Below are 20,063 nucleotides of genomic sequence, written 5' to 3' on the forward strand. Positions count from 1 at the left end.
AATTTGAGTTCAGCCGACTGGACACCGGCCTGGCTGTGGCTGGCTGTCATCGCAAGCGGCCTTTACCACGGCGTCAACCCGGGCATGGGCTGGCCGCTCGCGGTTTCGGCTGGACTGATGGAGCGAAGCCCGCGTGCGCTGGTGGCCGCGCTTGGGCCGCTCACGGCCGGCCATCTGCTCGCGATGCTGCTGGTACTCCTTCCCTTCGCGCTGCTCGTTGCCATCTTCGAGTGGCAGCGCACGATACAGATCGGCGCCAGCGTCCTCGTTGTCGCCTTCGGCCTGTTCCGGTTGGCCAACCGCCGCCATCCGAGAGTTTTAGCGCGGATATCACCGGCGCAACTGGGGCTTTGGTCTTTTGCCGTGGCGCTGGCGCATGGCGCCGCGCTGATGCTGGTGCCGATCTATCTCGGGCTCTGCCGGCAAGCCGAACTCGACGGCGGCCACGTGGCCGCCGGTACTCTCATCAACGCCAATCTCGGAATGGCCATGCTGGTTGCCACGGTTCACGCCATCGCGATGGTCGCCGCCGGCGGAGTTTGCGCGTGGCTCGCCTACCGATATCTCGGCCTCCAGTTCATATCGCAGAGCTGGTTCAACCTGGATACGACCTGGGCCCTCAGCCTCATTCTGGTGGGCGCGATCGCGCTTGCGCTGAACCTGAGCTGACGCGAGCTACGCCTTAACGCAGCTTGTCGAGCAGCGCGATCAGGGTCTCGCGCTCTTTTGCATCGAGTGGCGCCAGCGTCTCGCGGCTGATCGCCAGCGCATTCGGCGCGGCCTTCTCGGCCAATTGCTGGCCGGCGCGCGTCAGACTCACGAGCAGGCGGCGGCCGTCCTCGGGATCCGGGCTGGTCTCGGTCAGGCCGCGTGCGGTGAGACGATCGATCACGCCCTTGATGGTGGCGACATCCATCGCCGTCAGCCGCCCGAGCAGGTTCTGCGAGCACGGTCCGGTCTCGGCCAGCTTGGCGAGCGCCGCCCATTGTGTCGGCGTCAGGTTGATGCCGATCTCGCGAGCGAAGATGGTGGCATGGCGCTGCCAGACCTGACGCAGGATGAAGCCGATCTGCTCGTCGAGAATGTAGGACGGGCGCGGCGGCTTGACGCTCCGTTTCGGCGAAACACTCCTTCCCATCTGCGTTCCCCGCCCTTCCCCTCGCCGATCACAGCGACAGATGCGCGTCCCGGACATCCGGCCGCGCGTCGAGTTCGGCTATCGTGCCGCCGAAGCAAATCTTGCCACGTTCGATGATGTAGGCACGGTCGGAAATCAGCCGCGCGAAATGCAGGTTCTGCTCCGAGACCACGATGCTGACGCCTTCCTTCTTCATCGCCAGGATGGCGTCGACCATCTGTTCGACGATTTTTGGCGACAGCCCTTCCGATGGCTCGTCGAGCAGCACCAGCGAAGGATTTCCCATCAGGGTTCGCGCAATCGTCAGCATCTGCTGCTCGCCGCCGCTCATCCGCCCGCCCGGCCGATTGCGCATCTCGCCGAGGTTCGGGAACAGCGTGAACAGTTTTTCGCGCGTCCAGTGCGGCGCGTTCGGCCGTTTTGGCTGGCGGCCGACCTCGAGATTTTCCTCAACTGTAAGATCGGTGAAGATGCGCCGCTCTTCCGGCACGTAGCCGAGCCCGCCACGCACGATCGCATGCGTCGGCTCGCGTGAAACATCCTTCCCCTCGAAGACGATCCGCCCCGAACGGTTCTCGACCAGGCCGACGATGGAGCGGAAGGTAGTCGACTTGCCGGCCCCGTTGCGGCCGAGCAGAGCCACCACTTCGCCTTCGCCGATTTCCAGCGCGATATCGAACAGGATATGCGCCGGACCGTAAAAGCTGTTGAGATCGGCGACTTGCAGCTTCATGCGCCGGCTCCCTCGCGATGACGCGCAGCGTAGACCAGTCCTTCGCCGAGATAGATCGCGCGCACCTGCGGGTTGCCGCGCACTTCCTCAGGCGAGCCTTCGGCGATCAGGCTGCCGCGGTTGAGCACCAGGATGCGGTCGGCATGCTCGAACACCACGTCCATGTCGTGCTCGGTGAAGAGCACGCCGATTGCCTGTTCGCGGGCGATGCTTGCGGTCAGCCGCATCAGCTCGATCCGTTCGCGCGGCGCCATGCCCGCGGTCGGCTCGTCCATCAGCAAAAGCCTGGGCTCGTTGGCGAGCGCGATCGCAAGCTCCAGTCGCTTGAGGTCGCCATAGGCAAGCTCACCGCACGGACGCTCGGCATAGGCGCCCATGCCGACGAGGTCGAGCAGCCGGCCCGCCTCGTCGCGGGCGTAGGCCGCGGTCGAACCCCAGAGGTTGAACAATTGCCTGCCATACGACACCAGTGCGACCTGCACGTTCTCGCGTACGGTCATGGTCGGAAATGTCGCCGTGATCTGGAACGTGCGTCCGACGCCAAGCCGCCAGATCGCGCGCGGCTTTCGGCCGACCGTATCCTCGCCGAGCAGATGGATCCGTCCGCTGTCCGGCATGTTCTGGCCGTTGAGCATGTCGAAGCAGGTGCTTTTTCCCGCGCCGTTGGGTCCGATCAGCGCGAGAATTTCGCCCGCACGCAGTTCGAACGATACGCTGCGCACCGCGTGCACGCCGCCATAGGATTTGCTTAAGGCCTCGACCGACAGCAATGTAGGGAGCATGCTCATTCGGCGGCCTCGATCCGAGAGGTTGGCTTCGGCGGAGCGCCGGCGATTCCGGATCGTCTCCAGCGTCCCGACGATCCCCTTGGGGAACGCCACCACCATCAGCACGATGAAGCCGCCCAGCACCAGCTTGGAAAGATCGGTCTGGCTGACCAGCCAGATATTGGCTGCCTTAAAGACGATAGCCCCGATCACCGCGCCGGAAACCGTCTCGACGCCGCCGAGCAGCACCATAACCAGCGCATCCACAGAGAGCGAGATGCCGACGCTGTCCGGGAACACGCTTCCCTTCAGATAGGCGAACAACGCGCCGCCGATGCCCGCCACCGTTCCTGATATGACGAAAGCCGTCCACTGCACGCGTTTGCCATTGATGCCGATCGCCTCGCTACGCAGCGGCGAGTCCCGCGTTGCGCGCAGCGCAAAGCCGAACGGTGAGAACACCATCACCCGGAGCACAGTGACCACGAGCGCCGTGATGCCGAGCGACAACCAATAGAAATTAGCGGGGCTCGCCGCCCATCTCTCCGGCCATACGCCCAAAATGCCGTTGTCGCCGCCGGTCACCTCGACCCACTGGAACGCGATCGACCAGACGATCTGCGCAAAGGCCAGCGTCAGCATCGCGAAATAGACGCCGGAGAGCTGCACGGCGAAGAAGCCGAATACCGCGGCACCCAACAGCCCCAGCACCGGGCCGAGCAGCAGCGAAACGATCATCGGCAAGCCCGCCGCCTTGGCGAGGAATGCAACGCCATAGGCGCCAAGCCCGAAATAGGCGGCATGACCGAACGAGGCGAGGCCGCCGACCGACATCAGGAAATGCAGGCTGGCGGCGAAGATGACGAAGATCGCGATTTCCGATCCGACGGTGAGCGCGTAGTTGCCGGCAAACAACGGCATCATGGCCGCAAGGACCAGCGCGCCCAGTGACATCAACCGTTCACCCGAGGTGAGCGGCCGCCACGGCGTGACGGTCAGTCCCGGCGTGCGGCGTGCGGCAGCTTCCGGCTTGCCGAACAGACCCCATGGGCGCACGATCAGCACCACTGCCATCACCAGGAATACCAGGATGATGGATATCTTCGGGAAGATGAGAATACCGAAGGCGTTGAGTTCGGACACCAGCACGGCCGCCACAAAAGCACCGATGATGCTGCCGAGCCCGCCGATCACCACGACCACGAACACTTCGACGATGATACGCAGGTCCAGCGCGTGATGCACCGCATCGCGCGGAATCTGCAGCGCGCCGCCGAGCGCGGCCAAAAAGACGCCGAGCGCGAACACGCTGGTGAACAGCCATTTCTGATTGACGCCCAGCGCCGCCACCATGTCGCGGTCCTGCGTCGCCGCGCGCACCAAAACGCCCCAGCGGGTGCGCTGGAATAGCAGCCAAAGAATGCCGAGCACGATCGGGCTGAGCGCGATCAGGAACAGGTCGTAGCTCGGAATATTCTGGCCGAAAAAATCGACCGCGCCCTTGAAGCCGGGTGCGCGACGGCCGAGCAGATCGTCCGGGCCCCAGATCATCACGACGATGTCCTGAACCATCAAGGTGAGACCGAACGTCGCCAGCAACTGGAATAGTTCCGGCGCATGATAGATCCGCCGGAGCAGCACCATCTCGACCAGCACGCCGATGATGGCAACGATCAGCGACGCAACGACGATGCCGCCCCAGAAGCCGAGCGCGCCGGAGAACCGCTCCGTCAGCGTGAACGCGACATAGGCGCCGAGCATATAGAACGCGCCATGGGCAAAGTTCACGATCCGCGTCACGCCGAAGATGATCGACAGCCCCGATGCGACCAGAAACAGCGACGCCGCGCTGGCGAGACCGGTCAGGAACTGAACGAAGTAGAAGGCCATTGGCAGTCCGGGTTGGTGGGTCTATTGCGTCGAGGTAGATCGGCGTCGGAGGCTATGGTCACCTCTCCCCGCCAGCGGGGAGAGGTCGGATCGCCCTTGCGATCCGGGTGAGGGGGTACAGGTCCATCGGCTGCCACAACTCGTGGAGAGAGCCCCTCACCCCGACCCTCTCCCCGTAAGAACGGGGAGAGGGAGTGGAGAGAGAATCAATCCTTCGGACGCAGCTTTTCCACTTCCGCGTCGGTCGGCAGATAGTCCGCGCCCTTGCGATAGACCGAGTTCACCATCACGCCCTTGCCGTCCTTCAGCGCGGTCTTGCCGACATAGGCCCCTAACGTCGACTGGTGATCGATCTTGCGGAAGGTGATCTCGCCGAACGGCGACGGCATCGACAGGCCTTCGGTCGCCGCGATCAGCTTCTCCGGATCGGTCGAGTTGGCTTTCGCGAGGATCGCAGCGGCCGCCTTAATGGTCTGGTAGCCGACGATCGAGCCGAGTCGCGGATAGTCCTTGTACTTGGCCTGATAGGCCTTCAGGAACTTGTCATGGTCCGGCGTCTTGATGTCGTACCAGGGATAGCCGGTAACGATCCAGCCCTCCGGCGTCTCATCCTTCAGCGGATCGAGATACTCCGGCTCTCCGGTGAGGAAGGACACCACCGAACGTCCCTTGAAGAGGCCGCGGGTATTGCCCTCACGCACGAGCTTCACCAGGTCGGCACCGAAGGTGACGTTGAGGATCGCCTCGGGATTGGCCGCAGCCACCGCCTGCACCACCGGGCCAGCGTCGATCTTGCCTTGCGGCGGCCACTGCTCGTCGACCCACTGGATATCGGGCCGCTTCTCCGACATCAGCTTCTTGAACACCGCGACCGCCGACTGGCCGTATTCATAGTTCGGCGCAATCGTCGCCCAGCGCTTGGCCGGCAGCTTGGCGGCCTCCTCTACCAGCATCGCGGCCTGCATGTAGTTGGAGGGACGCAGGCGGAAGGTGTAGCGGTTGCCCTTCGACCAGGTGATGGCGTCGGTCAACGGCTCCGCGGCCAGAAAGAACACCTTCTTCTGGTTGGCGAAGTCGGAGACGGCGAGACCGATATTGGACAGGAACGTGCCGGCCAGCATCGCGACGTTCTCGCTCGAGACCAGCTCATTGGCTGCGGTCTGCGCATCCGCTGGCTTGCCGCCATCGTCCTTGGAGATGACGACCAGCTTCTTGCCATTGATGCCGCCCGCGGCGTTGACTTCCTCGACCGCGAGCTGCCAGCCCTTGCGGTAGGGTTCGGTGAAAGCCGGCAACAGCGAATAGCTGTTGATCTCGCCGATCTTGATTTCCTTGATTTCGCTCTGCGCCATGGCGCTGCCAGCCATGCCGGCGACCGCGATCGCCAATCCCGCTCCCAGCAAATGTCTCCGTCGCATCCCTACCTCCAATGTTGATGTCATTATCTCAAGCCGTCTTCGCCTTTGACTTCCGCCACCGTCAGCCCGCCGACGCGCGGCAATGGCCTGCCGCTATCGGTGACGGCGACCGCGACCATGATCTCGTTGGCGCGGGGGGCGTCATTGATCTGCACTTCCATGCCGTCGAAATGGCTGCGCACGAAGGCCGCGTCCTTGTGGCCGAGCGGAATGTCCAGCGTGGTGCCCGGGCCGCTCCGCTTCTTCGACGACGGAAGCAGCGCTGCGCCCTTGCCCAATACCTTCCGCACCGGTGCGCCCATTTTGGGATGCAAGATCGCTGCCGCATGCTCGAGCTCGCCGTTTTCGCCGACGGCGGCCGCCTTGCCGTAGCTGTGGGCCTTGGCGCCTTCAATGCCAAGCGCGGCGACCGCTCTTTTCGAGAGCAATTCGCCGAGCTCCTCGCCGATTTCGATCAAGGGCGAAAGGTCTTCGACATACCGGCCTGCAAACGGATTCTCGATCACAGCGATCGCCGCGGCCCGCCGCGTCGGCGGTGCAATCTTCTGTCCCATCTCAAGATGAGTTTCCTCGACCACCGTGACGATCTTGCGAATGATCGCGCTCATTGTCCGCCTCGCTCCCGATCAAACATGCGCTGTGCTTTCTAGTGCGTTTCCGTGAAACGTTGGCAACGCGCCCGCCCTGATCCCTGTTGCACTCACCACAGCCGTCTCGCCTAGTAGACGCAAGGCCGCACCTTCGATCAATCCCGCCGTAAGCAATTGTTGTGCCCGACTTACCCCTGCCCTTAACGCATCGTCGATCTCGCTTTCCCGGAGCACGCCGACGTCGCGGGTGACGAGGCGCGCGCCGAGGTCGCTGTCGAGCTGCAGCTCATTGGCCGGACAGCGGATGATGGCGGGATGACCAGGCAGGTCGACGGCATTGGCGATGATGGTCGCCGCCGCATCGGCTTGCGAGGCCGTTCGAGCCAGCACGGTAACGGCATCGGCAATCCCGAGTGAGAAACTGCGGCCAAGCCGTCCACTGGTCGCGACGCCGCGTGCCGGATCATCGGCTTCGATATTGATGGTTTGCATCACGCCATGATGGTCCGGTCGGTCCATCAGCCCGACGGTGAACTGCTCGCCACGGGTCAAATGCAATGCGATGTCGCCGCCATTGTTGACGTAGGCACGATCGAGCCGCGCCGTGCCCAGCATCGCACCAAGAATCTCTTCCGCGACGCTGCCCGCCACCGCCGCCATCGGCGTGATGAAGTGTTCGCCTGCAAACGGCGCGACCGCCGCATGCATGCGACGCGCAACGACACCGTTCACCGCGCTTCGCGCCGGATCGGCGGCTTTTCGAAGTTCGATCAACTCGTCGCAGAGTTCATCGAGCAGGCCGGTGAAGCGCCGCGCGGCGGCCTCATAAGCGGCGCGCACGTTGCGCTCACTTCCCGTCGCCTCGATGATCAGGTCGATCGGACCGTCCTGCAAATGCAGCCGCTTGCCGTCAGGAAGAAGCGCGATTTGCGGGAGCCGTCTCATGCGGGCCGTCCCGGCACATTGGGCATCGGGCGGAACCCGCTGTTCTCCCGTAGCGACGCCAGCGGGCGCACATGATCCATGTGACCGCCCAGCGCTGCGTAATCGGACAGTTTCAGCGTAAACTCGATCGGCGCGACCAGCGCCGGTGTCGGCACATAGCCGAACGCGCCGGCCGGCATTTGCGTGACGTCGACCATGAAAGTGATGCCGCCGCCCGGCCAGACATAGACCGGCGCGCCGCCGCTGGTGACCCGCGTCAGCGCGTCCTTGACCGACCGCGTCAGCCGCACCGGATTATCGGTGACGCCGGCACGAAGCGAGCCGCCGGCACCGCCCATGAACAGCACTGTGCACAGCGCCGGTTCGCAGTTTTCCTGGATGCGCTCGACCGAGAACTGGAGATCGGGCGGCATCTGCTTCTCGATCGGCCGCAACGCCTCGTCGAGTTCGTAATAGGCGGCATGCTCGCCGGTGGTCGAGACCATCAGCATGGTGAGCCCAGGCCGCGCCTCCTTCGGATTGAACGGTCCCAGCACCGACAGCGGATCGGAAATATTGGTGCCGCCCCACCCCGTTCCGGGATCGGCGACCTGAAAGTAACGGCCGGGCGTCGAGCGCCGGCCCTTCATCTTGATCCCGGTATCGGGAATATCCAGCAGCTTGCCGGCCTGGTGTTCCGAGAGCACGCCGGTGATGTGGTCGTCTACGACCACGACCTCATCGACCTTGCCGTGCCATTGCTTGGCGAACATGCCGATGGTCGCCGAGCCGCAGCCGACCCGCATGCGCTCTTCTGCGACGCCGTTGACGATCGGCGCTTGGCCGGCCTGCACCACAACCGTGGCGCCGCCATCGATCGTCAGCTCCACCGGCTTGCGATTGGAAAGGTCCATCAGCGCGTCGCAGGTAACGCGGCCCTCCTTCTTGGAACCGCCGGTCAGATGATGCACGCCACCGAGCGACAGCATCTGCGAGCCATATTCGCTGGTCGTTACATGGCCGATCGCCTCGCCTTCCGCGCGGACGGTTGCCGTCTCCGGCCCAAGATAGCGGTCGGTGTCGATCTTCACCTTGACACCGCAATAGCTGAAAATGCCTTCGGTCACGACCGTAACCATGTCGACGCCGTCGATTTCCGATGACACGATGAAGGGCGCCGGCTTGTAATCGGGATAGGTCGTTCCGGCGCCGATCGCGGTGACGAACACATTGGGCTCGTGGACGAGTTTGCCGTCCCAGTCGCCACCGGCCTGAAACGGCACCAGCCGTCCGCCGTGCGACACCGTTCGTTCCAGCACGATATGCGGATCAACGCGCACCAGCTCGCCATTATGGTTGGCATAGCGATCGCACGCGCCCGCCGCGCCCGGCTTGATGTAGCACATCACCGGACAGGCATCGCAGCGGATCTTGTCGCCAGTGGCAACGGCCTCGTCAGTCATGAACAAGCCTGCAGTCGGGAAGGCGCCGATCATAGCCGCTTATTCGCGGTTCCGATCATTTGTTCGTATACTAATGATGTTGCGCGCGGACTGGAACACTGTCAAGCCGCTCCCGCTGCGAAACGCGCCGCTTGCCGCATAATACCTCATTTGCCTCGCCGCTCTGTTCATAAAGCGAGCAGCGCGCTGCAGCGCGGGATCGCGCGGCTTGCACGTTTGTACACAAACGGTATCTTTCGCGAAGCATCCAGTGCGGATTTTGCAGCGCAACGAGGACTTCGGAGAGCATGATGCGCCTGACCGTCAACGGCAAAGCTCACGACGTTGACGCCGCGCTCGACACTGCATTGCTTTATGTGCTCCGCAACGACCTCGAACTGAACGGACCGAAATACGGCTGCGGGCTTGGCGAATGTGGCGCCTGCGCCGTGCTGATCGACGGCGTCGCCGCGCGTTCCTGCGTGATCCCGATCGAGGGCTGCATCGGGCGCGACATCGTGACGCTCGAAGGCCTCGGCACGCGCGAGCATCCCGATCCCGTGCAGCAAGCGTTTATCAGCGAACAGGCGGCGCAATGCGGCTATTGCCTCAACGGCATGATCATCACCACCAAGGCGCTGTTGCTGCGCTCCCCTCGCCCGTCGGAAGACGAGGTACTGGAAGCACTGCGCCATCATCTGTGCCGCTGCGGCGCGCATGTCGAAATCATGCGCGCTGCAATGCGCGCCACAGGCCGTCTCGTTGAGGCGCAGGCGCGATGACCGTCCCTGACGCGGCCGAGAATCGCGAGCGTTTGCAAGGCACGCTGTCCGTCGTGCGTCCGGCATCGCCGGTCGAGGCCGTCAAGTTCGAGACGTTCATCAAGGTCACGGCGGATGGATCGGTCACCGCCTATAACGGCCACGTCGATCTCGGCACCGGCATCCGCACCGCGCTCGGGCAGATCGTTGCCGAAGAGCTCGACGTATCCTTTGCCCGTGTTGTGGTCGTGCTCGGCGACACGGCCCTCGTTCCCAATCAGGGCGCGACGATTGCGAGCGAAACAATTCAGATTACGGCCGTTCCGTTGCGCAAGGCCGCCGCGCAGGCGCGGCAGTTTCTGGTCGCACGCGCCGCCGAGCGGCTGGAGCTTTCGGCCGAGGATCTCCTCGTTGAAGACGGCCTCGTCCGCGGCAAGGACAATCGCAGCGTCAGCTATGGCGAATTGATTGCGGGCGAAACTATTCGCCTTGAACTCGCCGACGACGTTTCAGTTAAGTCCGTCGACGCCTACAACATCGTTGGCCGATCGGTGCCGCGCGTCGATCTTCCGGCGAAGGCGACCGGTGAATTGGTCTACGTGCACGACATGCGCGTGCCCGGCATGCTGCATGGCCGCGTCGTTCGGCCGCCCTATGCCGGCGTCGATGTCGGCGACTTCATCGGCAACAGCCTGATTGCGGTCGACGAAAGCTCGGTCAGCGATATTCCAGGACTCGTCGCCGTCGTCAGGATCGGCGACTTCGTCGGCGTCGTCGCCGAGCGCGAGGAGAATGCAATCAAGGCGGCGGCGCAGCTCAAGGTGAGCTGGAAACCGGTGCCGACGCTGCCCGACCTCAAGGACATCGAAACGGCGTTGCGGGCCAATCCATCGACGCCACGCAAGTTGATCGACAAGGGTGATGTCGATGCGGCAATCGCCGGCGCCGCCAAGCCGATGCCGCGGACCTACATTTGGCCCTACCAGATGCACGCTTCGATCGGCCCGTCCTGCGCGGTCGCGGATTATCAGGAGGATGTGACGCGGGTCTGGTCCGGCACGCAGAATCCGCATCATCTGCGCACCGACCTGGCGCGACTGATCCACCGGCGCGAAGCCGAGATCGAGGTGATCCGGCTGGAGGCTGCCGGCTGCTATGGCCGCAACTGTGCCGATGATGTTTCCGCCGACGCGGTGCTGCTGTCGCGCGCCGTCGGTCGGCCCGTCCGCGTGCAATTGACGCGCGAGCAGGAGCACGCCTGGGAGCCGAAGGGCACCGCGCAGTTGATGGATGTCAACGGCGGATTGAACGCCGATGGCGGCGTTGCCGGCTATGATTTTGCCACGCGCTATCCGTCGAACGGCGCACCGACGCTCGCGCTGCTGCTGACCGGCGCCGTACCGCACACACCCGCTGTCTTCGAGATGGGCGATCGCACCGCGATCCCGCCCTACGACTACGAGAATCTGCGCGTGGTAGCAAATGACATGCCGCCGATCGTGCGCGCCTCCTGGCTGCGCGGCGTCTCGGCGCTGCCGAACACCTTTGCGCATGAATCCTGGATCGATGAATGCGCCAGCGAGGCTGGTGTCGATCCGATCGAGTACCGTCTGCGCTATTTGAAGGATCCGCGCGCCATCGATCTCGTCAATGCGGTGGCCGAACGCGCCGGCTGGACGCCGCGGCCGGTACGCGAGGAGAAGCAGGCCGAGGACGATATCCTGCGTGGGCGCGGCTTTGCCTATGCGCTCTATGTGCACAGCAAGTTTCCTGGCTATGGCGCAGCGTGGTCGGCGTGGATCGCCGAGGTCGCGGTGAACAAGGCGACCGGCGATGTCAGCGTGACGCGGGTGGTGGCGGGCCAGGACTCCGGCCTGATGATCAATCCGGACGGCGTGCGCCACCAGGTCCACGGCAACGTCATCCAGTCGACCAGCCGCGCGTTGATGGAGGAAGTGTCGTTCGATCGCACCTCCGTGACGGCGCGGGAATGGGGCGCCTACCCCATCATCAAGTTTCCCGAGGTGCCTGAGATCGACGTGCTGATGCTGCAGCGACAGGATCAGCCGCCGCTCGGTGTCGGCGAGTCCGCCTCCGTCCCTAGCGCAGCCGCCATCGCCAATGCGATCTATGATGCGACCGGCGTGCGCTTTCGCGAATTGCCGTTCACGCCGGAACGCATCTTGCGGGGGCTGCGCGGTGAGGAACTGACTACGTCGGAGGCGTTGCCTGCGCCTGCATCCGCACCACAGCCGGATCTCAATCGATGGCGCAATCCGTTCGCCGGACGACGCGGCGTGCTTGCGGCTGCCACAGCGCTGTGCGCGGCTATGGTCGGCATCGGCGCCGCCGTGTTGCCGTGGCGAGCGATCGCGCCGATCGCGCGGCCCGACGCCTCGGTCTATTCGGCCGCGACGATCGCCCGCGGCGAGCAACTTGCCGCGCTCGGCGATTGCGCGGTGTGCCACACCGCTGCGAACGGCGCGCTCAACGCCGGCGGCCGGCCGCTGCCGACGCCGTTCGGCACAATCTATTCGACCAACATCACACCCGATGTCGAAACCGGAATCGGCGCCTGGTCCTATCCCGCCTTCGAGCGCGCAATGCGCGAGGGCATCCATCGAGATGGACGACATCTCTATCCCGCGTTTCCCTATCCGCATTTCGCCAGGGCCACTGACGCCGACATGCAGGCGCTCTATGCCTATCTGATGGCGCAATCGCCGGTGCGCGCGGAGACGCCAGCCAATGCGCTGGCATTCCCGTTCAACCTGCGCCCGCTGATGGCCGGATGGAATGCGCTGTTCCACACCCCCGCCGTGTTCCAGCCCGATCCCGCAAAATCCGAGATCTGGAATCGCGGCGCTTATCTCGTCGAAGGCCTCGGCCATTGCGGCGCCTGCCATTCGCCGCGCAATGCGCTCGGCGCGGAGAAGGCGAATGCCTATCTCGCCGGCGGATTTGCGGAAGGTTGGGAAGCGCCGGCGCTGACCTCGTTGTCGCAAGCGCCGATCCCGTGGAGCGAGGACGAGCTCTACGCGTATTTGCGAACCGGCGAATCGCGCTTTCACGGCGTCGCCGCCGGGCCAATGGCGCCGGTGGTGAAGGAGCTCGCCGCATTGCCAGATTCCGACATCCGCGCCATGGCGGTCTATCTCGCCTCGTTCAACGAGACCGCGATCGATCGCCCGGCGCAGCAAGCGCTTGCCGCCAGGCTCGAAGCCTCGACGGGCACACGAACGCTTGCGGCCTCCAGCGTCGGCGCGCGGCTCTATCAGGGCGCCTGCGCCGTCTGCCATGAGGTCGGCGGCGCACCGCTGTTCGGCAGTCGGCCATCGCTGGCGCTCAACAGCAATCTGCACAGCACCGTGCCCGACAATCTGATCCAGGTCATCCTGCACGGCATCGCAAAACCGGCCGTCACCGACCTCGGCTATATGCCAGCGTTCAAGGACAGCCTGAGCGACGGCCAAATCGCCGAACTGGTCGCTTATCTGAGGCAACAATTTGCCCCCGATAAGCCGGTCTGGAAGGATATTCCTGCTGCGATCGGCCGTATCCGGCAGGAATAGCGCGCTGAGCTGCCATGCCGCCGGCAAAACCCACTGGTTGGGCGGCTCGCGGCACGGTAGAGTTCCACCATGGCAGTTACCGATATTGCATCCCGGACCTATAACCACGGCTGGCGGCTCGACCCGATCGTGCGCAGCCTGCTCGATACCGATTTTTACAAGCTTCTGATGCTGCAGATGATCCGGGAATTTTACCCGGAGCAGCGCGTCACCTTTTCGGTCATCAACCGCACCCGGCAGGTTCGCCTCGCCGAGATCGTCGATGAGGGCGAACTGCGCGCACAGCTCGACCACGCGCGCACCATCCGCTTCACCAAGAAGGAGCTGATCTGGCTCGCCGGTAACACGTTCTACGGCAAGACCCAGATGTTCTCGCCGGACTTCATCCACTGGCTCGCCAACTTCCGCCTGCCCGAATATGAGCTGAACAAGGTCGACGGCCAGTACGAGCTGCACTTTCACGGGCCGTGGACCCACACCACGATGTGGGAAATCCCGGCGCTCGCGATCATGAACGAGCTGCGCTCGCGGCAGGCGACCAAGGGTCAGGGACGCTTCGTGCTCGACGTGCTCTATGCCCGAGCCAAGGCCAAGCTGTGGTCCAAGGTGGAGCGGCTGCGCAAGCTTGAGGGCCTCCGGCTGTCGGACTTCGGCACGCGCCGACGCCACGGCCATCTGTGGCAGCGCTGGTGCGTCGAGGCCGTCAAGGAGGGGCTCGGCCCCTCTTTCACCGGCACCTCCAACGTGCTGCTGGCGATGGACAACGATCTCGAAGCGATCGGAACCAATGCGCATGAATTACCGATGGTCGCAGCCGCGCTCGCCAATTCCGACGAAGAGCTGCGCTGGGCGCCCTATCGCATCCTCGATCAGTGGCGACACACCTACGGCGGCAACCTCCTGATCGCCCTGCCCGATGCATTCGGCAGCAAGACATTCCTGCGCGATGCGCCGGACTGGGTCGCCGACTGGACCGGCTTCCGCCCGGACAGCGCGCCGCCGATCACGGCCGGCGAAGACATCATCAAGTGGTGGAAGCAGAAGGGCCGCGAGCCTAAGGAGAAGCTGCTGGTGTTCTCCGACGGCATGGATGTCGATTCGATCGAGGAGACCTATCGTCACTTCGCCGGACGCGTCCGCATCTCGTTCGGCTGGGGCACCAATCTCACCAACGATTTCGTCGGCTGCGCGCCGGATGGATCGGCCGACCTCGATCCGATCTCGCTGGTCTGCAAGGTGACGTCGGTCGATGGGCGGCCGGCGGTCAAGCTGTCGGATAATCCCGAGAAGGCCACCGGCACGCCGTCCGAGATCGAACGTTATTTGCGCGTGTTCGGCAATGCCGGACGCGTCCGCACCGCCGTGCACGTCTGAGCCATCACATACTTTCCCGCCACCACTTGATCTGACGAGCCCCGCATGCCCGCACCCAAGCCGCCTGCTTTCGAAACCCTGAGCCTGCATGCCGGCCAGCGCCCTGATCCCGCAACCGGCGCCCGTGCCGTTCCGGTCTACCAGACCACCTCCTACGTGTTCCAGGACTCCGACCACGCCGCGGCGCTGTTCAACCTGGAGCGCGCCGGACACATCTACACCCGTATTTCCAATCCCACGACCGCCGTGCTCGAGGAGCGGTTGGCGGCGCTGGAAGCCGGCGTCGGCGCAATCTGCACGGCGAGCGGCATGGCGGCGATGCATCTCGCCATCGCAACGATCCTCAACGCCGGCGACCATATCGTGGCCTCTGCTTCGCTTTATGGCGGCACCATCAATTTGCTGGCGCACACGCTGCCGCGCTTCGGCATCACGACGACCTTCGTCAAGCCGCGCGCGCTCGATGAATTCCGCGCCGCGATCAAGCCGAATACACGGCTCGTGATCGGCGAGACCATCGGCAATCCCGGGATGGAGGTGCTGGATATCCCGGCGGTCGCGCAGATCGCGCATGACGCGAAGATTCCGCTTCTGATCGACAACACCTTTGCGACGCCGTTCCTCAGCCGCCCGATCGAGCTCGGCGCCGACATCGTGATGAACTCGGCGACCAAATGGATCGGCGGCCACGGCATCGCCATTGGCGGCGTCATCGTCGATGGCGGCCGGTTCGACTGGCACGCGTCGGGCAAGTTCCCGCAGCTCACCGAGCCCTATGCCGGCTATCACGGCATCGTCTTCGACGAGCAGTTCGGCCAGGCCGCCTTCATCATGCGCGCCCGTACCGAGGGCCTGCGCGACTTCGGCGCCTGCCTGTCGCCTACCAATGCGTTTCAACTGCTGCAGGGCGTCGAGACGCTCGGCGTGCGGATGGAGCGCCACATGAGCAACACGCTTGCGGTGCTCGAAGCGCTGAGCGCCAACAAGGCGGTCGAGTGGGTGCTGCATCCGGCGCTGGAAAATCATCCCGACCATCAGCTCGCGAAGCGGCTGTTGCCGCGCGGCGCCGGATCGATCGTCTCTTTCGGCATCAAGGGTGGCCGGGCGGCGGGCAAAAAATTCATCGAGTCGCTCAGGATGATCAGCCATCTCGCCAATGTCGGCGACGCCAAGACGCTGGTCATTCACCCCGCCAGCACCACACATCAGCAGATGGATGCCGCGCAGTTGAAGGCCGCCGGGATCGGCGAGGAGCTGGTGCGGCTGTCGATCGGAATTGAGGCCGTTTCCGACATCATCGACGATCTCGGCCAGGCGCTTCGCGCATCGCAGAAGGTTTGACCCATGCAGCTTTCCGTCAACGGTGCTGATGTCCTCGTTGCGACCGGCGGCCGTCCGTTCGATCGGTCGCTGCCCGCGGTAGTGATGCTGCACGGCGCAGGCTTTGATCATTCGACCTGGGCGCTGCACAGCCGATGGTTCGCCCATCACGGCTACGCCGTGCTGGCGCCCGATTTGCCCGGCCATGGCCGTTCGGGAGGCAGCCCGCTGCCGACCATCGCCGACATGGCAGACTGGACCGCTGCGCTGCTCGACGCGGCCGGTGCGCCGAAGGCGAAGCTCATCGGCCATTCGATGGGGTCGCTGATCGCGCTGGAGATGTCTGCGCGACATCCCGACAAGGTATCCGGCCTCAGCCTGATCGGCACCGCTGCTGCGATGACGGTCGGCCCCGATCTGCTCAAGGCCGCCGAGGTCAACAACCCCGATGCCATCGACATGGTTTCGATCTGGGGTCTCGGCTTCAAGGCCGAGCTCGGCGGCAGTCTCGCGCCGGGACTGTGGATGCATCAGGGCACGCAGCGCGTGCTGCAGCAGACGCGGCCGGGCGTGCTCTACAGCGATCTCAATGCCTGCAACTCCTATCAGAACGCACTCGCAGCAGCCGCGCAGGTGAAGGTACCCGTCACCTTCATTCTCGGCGAGCGCGATATGATGACGCCAGCCAAGGGCGGCAAGGCGCTGGCGGCGGCGACGCCGAATGCGCGGATCGTCGTCGTTCCCGGCGCCGGCCACATGATCATGGCCGAAGCGCCGGATGAGTTGCTGGCGGCGTTGCGGCAGTAGGCCGCCGGTCAAGCCCGCGTATGACGACTGGGGACACTAGTGCCTTCCCGGCTGCCTGCGCTCTACCGGATGGATGTCGATCGCCCGCAACCTTCCCATCCGCAATACATGCATCGCGAGCGTCCGCCCGATGCGGTCGCGATCGAGGGCGCGGATCAGATCGTCGACGCCGTTGATCTCGACGCCGTCGAGCTTGATCACGACATCGCCCGGCAACAGTCCCGCCTTCGCGGCCGGGCTGTCCGGCTCGATCTGCGCCAGCAGCGCGCCCATCTTGTTGTCGACGCCGGCGGTCACCGCATGCCGCCGCGGGATCGGCGCGGTCTGGCCGGCGACGCCGATATAGGCGCGGCGGACATAGCCGTGGCGGATGATCTCGGACAGCACGAACTGCGCCGTGTTGCTGGCGACCGCAAAGCAGATGCCCTGCGCGCCGTTGATGATCGCGGTGTTGATGCCGATCACTTCTGCCGCCGACGACACCAGCGGCCCGCCGGAATTGCCGGGATTCAGTGCAGCATCGGTCTGGATCACGTCTTCGATGGTCCGGCCGCTCACCGAGCGGATCGAGCGGCCGAGCGCCGACACCACGCCGGCGGTCACCGTCGATTCGAAGCCGAGCGGATTGCCGATCGCGACCACGAGTTGGCCGCGACGCAGGCTCTTGGAATTGCCCAGCGAGGCATAACGCAGATCGCGCGCGCCGTCGGCCCGCAGCAAGGCAAGGTCAGTGTCTGGATCGACGCCGAGCACGTGAGCGTCGGTGACGAATCCTTCGGTGTCGCGCAGCCTGATCTCCTTCGATGATCCGACAACATGGCTGTTGGTTAGCACGAGACCGTCGGGCGAGATGACGATACCGGACCCAAGTCCGCCGCGCTCACGCGCGCTGCGCACCTTCGGCCCGGTTTCGACGCGCACGACTGCGGGACCGACCCGCTCGGTCACATCGATCACGGCATTGGAATAGGCGTCGAGCAAAACCCGGTCATTGTCCCGGGCAGGCTCGGCGGTTCGCGACGACAGTCGGTCATCGGCGATATCTGAGGTAAAATCCAACATGGCAAGATTCCTTCGGCCTCACCAGATGGTGGTCGGGAACCGCCTGCGCAAGGTGCCCGGGCATCCAGCGCAGGGCAGGCCTGCTACGGCGCCCTTCTGAGCTTCGCCGGCCGCGCCTTGACGGGGTCGAGCAGCGACCAGTCCCCCTCTTCCAGCACGTGGCCCTTCGGGAATGGCGCGCGAAGCTCCAGCCCGAGCGAGCGCAGCACGCGGTCATCGCGATAGTAGCATTGCAGCACGACGCGAACGAGTGTCGCGGCCGGGCCGCCGCCGGTGGCGCGGAATTCTCTTGCGACCTCGTCGCGCCGCGCCGCGTCAAGCTCAGCCACCGGCTTGCCGGCCAGACACGCCAGATGGTCGAGCGCCTGCATGACCTGCGCAGTATCGCGGCCGAGCGTCGCCAGCATGTCGGCCTGGATGACGGGATCGTCGGCGCCGGGCACCTTGTACTCGTCGCTGGCGGGAATGATCATTGCAGCGACGGTGCGGAGATCGTCGCGTTGGGCTGCGGTCAGTTCATTGGCTGCGGACATCGCGGTCTCAATCGAAGAGGTTGGCAAGGCGTTGCTTCATCTGGTCGGCGACGTAGAGCGCGATCGCCTGGATGGTCGAGGTCGGGTTCACGCCGCCTGACGTGACGAACACGCTGCCGTCGACGATGAAGAGGTTTTTCACGTCGTGCGATCGCCCCCATTCGTTGACCACCGAGCGCGCTGGATCGGTGCCCATCCGCGCGGTACCGAGCAGATGCCAGCCGCCCCAGGGAATCGGGTTGTTGATGCAGATGTCGGTGGCGCCGGCGGTTTCGAGAATTTCCCGGCCGCGCGCCAATCCATGCTCCATCACCTTCCGGCTGTTCTCGCTGATCGTGTAGTCGATCTTCGGCGCAGGGATTCCGTGGCTGTCCTTCAGCACGGGATCGAGCGTGACGCGATTGTGCTCCTCGGGCAGATCCTCGCAGATCGCAGATACCGCGAGCCGATGGCCGTTGAGCTTGCGGAACACGCGGTGATGGTCCGCGCCCCATGGCAAAATGCCCTTCTGTTCGCTCGCGACGGCTTCGAACACCGGCCCCGCGCCGCGGCCGAACTGGATGCCGTAGCCGCGCACGAAGCCGCGCGAGAGATCGGTGTCGTAAAACTCCTTGCTCCAGAGGCAGGTCGGCGGCGCGCGGTTAGAGTCGGTCGGCTCCTTCACAAAACCGTAGATCTGCGCATAGGGATGGAACATCAGGTTCTTGCCGACCAGGCCGGATGAATTGGCCAGGCCATTTGGGAAGCGGCCGGAGACCGAATTCAGCAACAGCCGCGGCGTGCCGACGCCGTTGCAGGCGATGATGACGACTTCAACCGGCTGGAACTGCTCGACTCCATCCCTGTCGTAATAGACGACGCCCGAGGCCATGCCATGCTCATTGGTCAGGATCTCGCGGACGCGGCAGTGAGTCTTGAGCTCGACGCCGGCGCGGATCGCCTGCGGCCAATAGGTGATGTCGGTCGAGGCTTTGGCGCCTTGCGCGCAGGCCGGCGTGCAATGGCCGAGATTGATACAGCGCGCCCGGCCCTCGTAATCCATCGTCGCGACCGTGGTGTCCGACGGCCACCAATGCCACCCGAGCTTGTTCATGGCCTTGCCGATCAGCGGGCCGGAAAGTCCGAGCGGCTGCGGCGGCATCGGCGGATGCGTCAGCGGCGACAGCGGATCGCCTGAGAGACCCGAGACGCCCATCATGCGGTCGTTCTCTTCGAAGAACGGCACCAGCGTGTCGTAGTCGATCGGCCAGTCGTCGGCGACGCCGTCGAGCGTCTTCACCTTGAAATCGGAGGGATGCAGCCGCGGCCAGTGCGCGGTGTACATCACCGTCGAGCCGCCGACGCCGTTGAAGTTCACGACCTTGATCGGCGAGTTGTCGTCGTTGATCGGATAGTCCTCGGGCCGGCCGCGGATGTTCGGGCTGGTCGACCAGTCGCCATAAAACTTCGCCTCCCAGTCGCGCCCCGTGCTCGGATATTCCGAGGGCTTCATCCAGCCGCCCTGGTCGAGGCAAAGGATATGCATCTTGGTTTCAGCCAGGCTCCACGCCACCGCCGCGCCGGACGCGCCGGCGCCGATGATCAGGACGTCAACGGGATCGTTCATTGCGGTCGCTTCGCTCCCTGAATTAGCGTCGCCTTGAAGGCGATCTGGGCTCCACGATAGGGGCAGATGCGGCCGGCAGTAAAGCCGAGCGAGGCCGACTTGGCGGGACAAACGCGCAACCCTGCC

Annotated in this window: 16 protein-coding genes and 1 pseudogene; 6 read left to right on the top strand and 11 right to left on the bottom strand. The window is 64.6% G+C overall.

Features of this window, described 5'->3' with window-relative positions:
• Positions 1 to 3 precede the first annotated feature (3 nt).
• The gene (locus KJQ96_RS01815; protein WP_213284983.1) at positions 4 to 669 is read left to right on the top strand and encodes a hypothetical protein; all 666 of its coding nucleotides are present in this window, start codon (positions 4 to 6) and stop codon (positions 667 to 669) included.
• Positions 670 to 682: 13 nt separating this feature from the next.
• On the opposite strand, the gene KJQ96_RS01820 is transcribed toward KJQ96_RS01815, so the two are convergent.
• From KJQ96_RS01820 to KJQ96_RS01855, 8 genes and pseudogenes are all read right to left on the bottom strand, one after another.
• Positions 683 to 1,138, bottom strand: coding sequence for a MarR family winged helix-turn-helix transcriptional regulator (locus tag KJQ96_RS01820; protein ID WP_213284984.1), 456 nt, complete (start codon positions 1,136 to 1,138; stop codon positions 683 to 685).
• A 28-nt stretch (positions 1,139 to 1,166) separates the two neighbouring features.
• On the bottom strand, positions 1,167 to 1,871 hold the full coding sequence (locus KJQ96_RS01825; RefSeq protein ID WP_213284985.1) for an ABC transporter ATP-binding protein: 705 nt from the start codon (positions 1,869 to 1,871) through the stop codon (positions 1,167 to 1,169).
• Entirely contained in the window at positions 1,868 to 2,659 is a 792-nt protein-coding gene (locus KJQ96_RS01830; protein WP_213285121.1) for an ABC transporter ATP-binding protein, read from the bottom strand. Before KJQ96_RS01830 ends, KJQ96_RS01825 begins: the two co-directional genes overlap by 4 nt.
• A 30-nt stretch (positions 2,660 to 2,689) precedes the next feature.
• Positions 2,690 to 4,528 (bottom strand): annotated as a pseudogene (locus KJQ96_RS01835) (ABC transporter permease); the annotation flags it as partial.
• Between the two features lie 206 nt (positions 4,529 to 4,734).
• Positions 4,735 to 5,946, bottom strand: a complete 1,212-nt coding sequence (locus tag KJQ96_RS01840; protein ID WP_213284986.1) for an ABC transporter substrate-binding protein — start codon at positions 5,944 to 5,946, stop codon at positions 4,735 to 4,737.
• A 23-nt stretch (positions 5,947 to 5,969) separates the two neighbouring features.
• Entirely contained in the window at positions 5,970 to 6,554 is a 585-nt protein-coding gene (locus KJQ96_RS01845; protein ID WP_213284987.1) for an amino acid synthesis family protein, read from the bottom strand.
• An 18-nt stretch (positions 6,555 to 6,572) separates the two neighbouring features.
• Positions 6,573 to 7,481, bottom strand: a complete 909-nt coding sequence (locus tag KJQ96_RS01850; protein ID WP_213284988.1) for a UPF0280 family protein — start codon at positions 7,479 to 7,481, stop codon at positions 6,573 to 6,575.
• Positions 7,478 to 8,923 (bottom strand): 6-hydroxynicotinate reductase, encoded by a 1,446-nt coding sequence (locus KJQ96_RS01855; RefSeq protein WP_249733598.1) that lies wholly within the window; start codon positions 8,921 to 8,923, stop codon positions 7,478 to 7,480. The genes KJQ96_RS01850 and KJQ96_RS01855 overlap by 4 nt, the downstream gene beginning before the upstream one ends.
• 290 nt (positions 8,924 to 9,213) lie before the next feature.
• On the opposite strand from KJQ96_RS01855, the gene KJQ96_RS01860 reads away from it, so the two are divergent.
• From KJQ96_RS01860 to KJQ96_RS01880, 5 genes are all read left to right on the top strand, one after another.
• Positions 9,214 to 9,684 (top strand): (2Fe-2S)-binding protein, encoded by a 471-nt coding sequence (locus KJQ96_RS01860; RefSeq protein WP_213284990.1) that lies wholly within the window; start codon positions 9,214 to 9,216, stop codon positions 9,682 to 9,684.
• Positions 9,681 to 13,235, top strand: coding sequence for a molybdopterin cofactor-binding domain-containing protein (locus KJQ96_RS01865; protein WP_213284991.1), 3,555 nt, complete (start codon positions 9,681 to 9,683; stop codon positions 13,233 to 13,235). Before KJQ96_RS01860 ends, KJQ96_RS01865 begins: the two co-directional genes overlap by 4 nt.
• 69 nt (positions 13,236 to 13,304) lie before the next feature.
• A complete protein-coding gene (gene pncB, locus KJQ96_RS01870; RefSeq protein WP_213284992.1) occupies positions 13,305 to 14,609 on the top strand; it encodes a nicotinate phosphoribosyltransferase in 1,305 nt (434 codons plus the stop codon).
• Positions 14,610 to 14,654: 45 nt separating this feature from the next.
• Positions 14,655 to 15,950 carry an O-acetylhomoserine aminocarboxypropyltransferase gene (locus KJQ96_RS01875; RefSeq protein WP_213284993.1) on the top strand — a complete coding sequence of 432 codons (1,296 nt, stop codon included), beginning with the start codon at positions 14,655 to 14,657 and terminating at the stop codon, positions 15,948 to 15,950.
• A gap of 3 nt (positions 15,951 to 15,953) precedes the next feature.
• Entirely contained in the window at positions 15,954 to 16,736 is a 783-nt protein-coding gene (locus KJQ96_RS01880) for an alpha/beta fold hydrolase (RefSeq protein WP_213284994.1), read from the top strand.
• A 36-nt stretch (positions 16,737 to 16,772) separates the two neighbouring features.
• On the opposite strand, the gene KJQ96_RS01885 is transcribed toward KJQ96_RS01880, so the two are convergent.
• The 3 genes from KJQ96_RS01885 to KJQ96_RS01895 all read right to left on the bottom strand — a co-directional run bounded on the left by KJQ96_RS01885 (position 16,773) and on the right by KJQ96_RS01895 (position 19,937).
• On the bottom strand, positions 16,773 to 17,798 hold the full coding sequence (locus KJQ96_RS01885) for a S1C family serine protease (protein WP_213284995.1): 1,026 nt from the start codon (positions 17,796 to 17,798) through the stop codon (positions 16,773 to 16,775).
• Between the two features lie 83 nt (positions 17,799 to 17,881).
• On the bottom strand, positions 17,882 to 18,331 hold the full coding sequence (locus KJQ96_RS01890; protein WP_213284996.1) for a hypothetical protein: 450 nt from the start codon (positions 18,329 to 18,331) through the stop codon (positions 17,882 to 17,884).
• A 7-nt stretch (positions 18,332 to 18,338) separates the two neighbouring features.
• The gene (locus tag KJQ96_RS01895) at positions 18,339 to 19,937 is read right to left on the bottom strand and encodes a GMC family oxidoreductase (protein ID WP_213284997.1); all 1,599 of its coding nucleotides are present in this window, start codon (positions 19,935 to 19,937) and stop codon (positions 18,339 to 18,341) included.
• Between the last annotated feature and the right edge of the window lie 126 nt (positions 19,938 to 20,063).

It is taken from the genome of Bradyrhizobium sp. sGM-13 (genome assembly GCF_018398875.1).
Taxonomy (GTDB): domain Bacteria; phylum Pseudomonadota; class Alphaproteobacteria; order Rhizobiales; family Xanthobacteraceae; genus Bradyrhizobium.